Source organism: Streptomyces sp. TRM68416, assembly GCF_014596915.1.
GTDB lineage: Bacteria > Actinomycetota > Actinomycetes > Streptomycetales > Streptomycetaceae > Streptomyces.
Window position 1 is genome coordinate 1 of sequence record NZ_JACVWU010000054.1, and the last position, 5,021, is coordinate 5,021.

A 5,021-nucleotide genomic window follows, 5' to 3' on the forward strand; every position below is an offset into this window, starting at 1 on the left:
AACACAGTGGACGCGAGCAACTGAGGACAAGCCCTCGGCCTATTAGTACCGGTCACCTCCACACGTTACCGTGCTTCCAGATCCGGCCTATCAACCCAGTCGTCTACTGGGAGCCTTACCCCATCAAGTGGGTGGGAGTCCTCATCTCGAAGCAGGCTTCCCGCTTAGATGCTTTCAGCGGTTATCCCTCCCGAACGTAGCCAACCAGCCATGCCCTTGGCAGAACAACTGGCACACCAGAGGTTCGTCCGTCCCGGTCCTCTCGTACTAGGGACAGCCCTTCTCAAGACTCCTACGCGCACAGCGGATAGGGACCGAACTGTCTCACGACGTTCTAAACCCAGCTCGCGTACCGCTTTAATGGGCGAACAGCCCAACCCTTGGGACCGACTCCAGCCCCAGGATGCGACGAGCCGACATCGAGGTGCCAAACCATCCCGTCGATATGGACTCTTGGGGAAGATCAGCCTGTTATCCCCGGGGTACCTTTTATCCGTTGAGCGACGGCGCTTCCACAAGCCACCGCCGGATCACTAGTCCCGACTTTCGTCCCTGCTCGACCCGTCGGTCTCACAGTCAAGCTCCCTTGTGCACTTACACTCAACACCTGATTGCCAACCAGGCTGAGGGAACCTTTGGGCGCCTCCGTTACCCTTTAGGAGGCAACCGCCCCAGTTAAACTACCCATCAGACACTGTCCCTGATCCGGATCACGGACCCAGGTTAGACATCCAGCACGACCAGACTGGTATTTCAACGACGACTCCACCCGCACTGGCGTGCGAGCTTCACAGTCTCCCAGCTATCCTACACAAGCCGAACCGAACACCAATATCAAACTGTAGTAAAGGTCCCGGGGTCTTTCCGTCCTGCTGCGCGAAACGAGCATCTTTACTCGTAGTGCAATTTCACCGGGCCTATGGTTGAGACAGTCGAGAAGTCGTTACGCCATTCGTGCAGGTCGGAACTTACCCGACAAGGAATTTCGCTACCTTAGGATGGTTATAGTTACCACCGCCGTTTACTGGCGCTTAAGTTCTCAGCTTCGCCCCACCGAAATGGAGCTAACCGGTCCCCTTAACGTTCCAGCACCGGGCAGGCGTCAGTCCGTATACATCGCCTTACGGCTTCGCACGGACCTGTGTTTTTAGTAAACAGTCGCTTCTCGCTGGTCTCTGCGGCCACCCCCAGCTCACGGAGTAAATCCGATCACCAGAAATGGCCCCCCTTCTCCCGAAGTTACGGGGGCATTTTGCCGAGTTCCTTAACCATAGTTCACCCGAACGCCTCGGTATTCTCTACCTGACCACCTGAGTCGGTTTAGGGTACGGGCCGCCATGAAACTCGCTAGAGGCTTTTCTCGACAGCATAGGATCATCCACTTCACCACAATCGGCTCGGCATCAGGTCTCAGACACAAGGTGTGCGGATTTGCCTACACACCGTCCTACACCCTTACCCCGGGACAACCACCGCCCGGGATGGACTACCTTCCTGCGTCACCCCATCACTCACCTACTACCAGATCGGGTCAGCGGCTCCACCACTCCCCTTCACCCGAAGGCTCCGGGGCGGCTTCACGGCCTTAGCATCACTGGATTCGATGTTTGACGCTTCACAGCGGGTACCGGAATATCAACCGGTTATCCATCGACTACGCCTGTCGGCCTCGCCTTAGGTCCCGACTTACCCTGGGCAGATCAGCTTGACCCAGGAACCCTTAGTCAATCGGCGCAAACGTTTCTCACGTTTGTATCGCTACTCATGCCTGCATTCTCACTCGTGAACCGTCCACAACTACCTTCCGGTGCTGCTTCACCCGGCACACGACGCTCCCCTACCCATCCACACAGGCGTTGGCCCTCTTGTGTGAATGACACGACTTCGGCGGTACGCTTGAGCCCCGCTACATTGTCGGCGCGGAATCACTAGACCAGTGAGCTATTACGCACTCTTTCAAGGGTGGCTGCTTCTAAGCCAACCTCCTGGTTGTCTGTGCGACTCCACATCCTTTCCCACTTAGCGTACGCTTAGGGGCCTTAGTCGATGCTCTGGGCTGTTTCCCTCTCGACCATGGAGCTTATCCCCCACAGTCTCACTGCCGCGCTCTCACTTACCGGCATTCGGAGTTTGGCTAAGGTCAGTAACCCGGTAGGGCCCATCGCCTATCCAGTGCTCTACCTCCGGCAAGAAACACACGACGCTGCACCTAAATGCATTTCGGGGAGAACCAGCTATCACGGAGTTTGATTGGCCTTTCACCCCTAACCACAGGTCATCCCCCAGGTTTTCAACCCTGGTGGGTTCGGTCCTCCACGAAGTCTTACCTCCGCTTCAACCTGCCCATGGCTAGATCACTCCGCTTCGGGTCTTGAGCGCGCTACTAAACCGCCCTGTTCGGACTCGCTTTCGCTACGGCTTCCCCACACGGGTTAACCTCGCAACACACCGCAAACTCGCAGGCTCATTCTTCAAAAGGCACGCAGTCACGAGAACGGAGCAAGCTCCATTCCGACGCTCCCACGGCTTGTAGGCACACGGTTTCAGGTACTATTTCACTCCCCTCCCGGGGTACTTTTCACCATTCCCTCACGGTACTATCCGCTATCGGTCACCAGGGAATATTTAGGCTTAGCGGGTGGTCCCGCCAGATTCACACGGGATTTCTCGGGCCCCGTGCTACTTGGGTGTCTCTCAAACGAGCCGCTGACGTTTCGACTACGGGGGTCTTACCCTCTACGCCGGACCTTTCGCATGTCCTTCGCCTACATCAACGGTTTCTGACTCGTCCCACGGCCGGCAGACCGTGGAAGAGAGATCCCACAACCCCGCATGCGCAACCCCTGCCGGGTCTCACACGCATACGGTTTGGCCTCATCCGGTTTCGCTCGCCACTACTCCCGGAATCACGGTTGTTTTCTCTTCCTGCGGGTACTGAGATGTTTCACTTCCCCGCGTTCCCTCCACATACCCTATGTGTTCAGGTATGGGTGACAGCCCATGACGACTGCCGGGTTTCCCCATTCGGAAACCCCCGGATCAAAGCCTGGTTGACGACTCCCCGGGGACTATCGTGGCCTCCCACGTCCTTCATCGGTTCCTGGTGCCAAGGCATCCACCGTGCGCCCTTAAAAACTTGGCCACAGATGCTCGCGTCCACTGTGCAGTTCTCAAACAACGACCAGCCACCCATCACCCCGAACCACAAAGATCCGAGTGCACTGGGGCCGGCATCGAGGGGGTTCATTCCCTCAGACACCCAACAGCGTGCCCGACCCAATCCCGTCCGAAGATCATGCGTTCCACACTCCGAAGAGCAGTACTAGCAGCCTCCGACCCAGAACCAGGCCGAGTAGTCAACGTTCCACCCATGAGCTAACCACCGTCGATCATTCGCCGACGTAGTGGCTCTGGATCTCTTACGAGACCTAGATGCTCCTTAGAAAGGAGGTGATCCAGCCGCACCTTCCGGTACGGCTACCTTGTTACGACTTCGTCCCAATCGCCAGTCCCACCTTCGACAGCTCCCTCCCACAAGGGGTTGGGCCACCGGCTTCGGGTGTTACCGACTTTCGTGACGTGACGGGCGGTGTGTACAAGGCCCGGGAACGTATTCACCGCAGCAATGCTGATCTGCGATTACTAGCAACTCCAACTTCATGGGGTCGAGTTGCAGACCCCAATCCGAACTGAGACCGACTTTTTGAGATTCGCTCCACCTTGCGGTATCGCAGCTCATTGTATCGGCCATTGTAGCACGTGTGCAGCCCAAGACATAAGGGGCATGATGACTTGACGTCGTCCCCACCTTCCTCCGAGTTGACCCCGGCGGTCTCCTGTGAGTCCCCATCACCCCGAAGGGCATGCTGGCAACACAGAACAAGGGTTGCGCTCGTTGCGGGACTTAACCCAACATCTCACGACACGAGCTGACGACAGCCATGCACCACCTGTACACCGACCACAAGGGGGCGCCCATCTCTGGACGTTTCCGGTGTATGTCAAGCCTTGGTAAGGTTCTTCGCGTTGCGTCGAATTAAGCCACATGCTCCGCTGCTTGTGCGGGCCCCCGTCAATTCCTTTGAGTTTTAGCCTTGCGGCCGTACTCCCCAGGCGGGGAACTTAATGCGTTAGCTGCGGCACCGACGACGTGGAATGTCGCCAACACCTAGTTCCCACCGTTTACGGCGTGGACTACCAGGGTATCTAATCCTGTTCGCTCCCCACGCTTTCGCTCCTCAGCGTCAGTAATGGCCCAGAGATCCGCCTTCGCCACCGGTGTTCCTCCTGATATCTGCGCATTTCACCGCTACACCAGGAATTCCGATCTCCCCTACCACACTCTAGCTAGCCCGTATCGACTGCAGACTCGGGGTTAAGCCCCGAGCTTTCACAATCGACGTGACAAGCCGCCTACGAGCTCTTTACGCCCAATAATTCCGGACAACGCTTGCGCCCTACGTATTACCGCGGCTGCTGGCACGTAGTTAGCCGGCGCTTCTTCTGCAGGTACCGTCACTTTCGCTTCTTCCCTGCTGAAAGAGGTTTACAACCCGAAGGCCGTCATCCCTCACGCGGCGTCGCTGCATCAGGCTTTCGCCCATTGTGCAATATTCCCCACTGCTGCCTCCCGTAGGAGTCTGGGCCGTGTCTCAGTCCCAGTGTGGCCGGTCGCCCTCTCAGGCCGGCTACCCGTCGTCGCCTTGGTGAGCCATTACCTCACCAACAAGCTGATAGGCCGCGGGCTCATCCTTCACCGCCGGAGCTTTCCAACTTCCACCATGCGGAGGAAGCTCGTATCCGGTATTAGACCCCGTTTCCAGGGCTTGTCCCAGAGTGAAGGGCAGATTGCCCACGTGTTACTCACCCGTTCGCCACTAATCCCCACCGAAGTGGTTCATCGTTCGACTTGCATGTGTTAAGCACGCCGCCAGCGTTCGTCCTGAGCCAGGATCAAACTCTCCGTGAATGTGTACCGGTAATCCGGTTCGCACCACGAGAGCGGAACAGCCAGGCGGAAT

General features: G+C 57.5%; 2 rRNA genes. Both read right to left on the reverse strand.

Features of this window, described 5'->3' with window-relative positions:
* Positions 1-22 precede the first annotated feature (22 nt).
* A 23S ribosomal RNA gene (locus tag ICC28_RS39760) occupies positions 23-3,142 on the reverse strand.
* Positions 3,143-3,443: 301 nt separating this feature from the next.
* Positions 3,444-4,969: ribosomal RNA gene (locus ICC28_RS39765) — 16S ribosomal RNA — on the reverse strand.
* The 16S and 23S rRNA genes sit together here, the layout of an rRNA operon.
* Between the last annotated feature and the right edge of the window lie 52 nt (positions 4,970-5,021).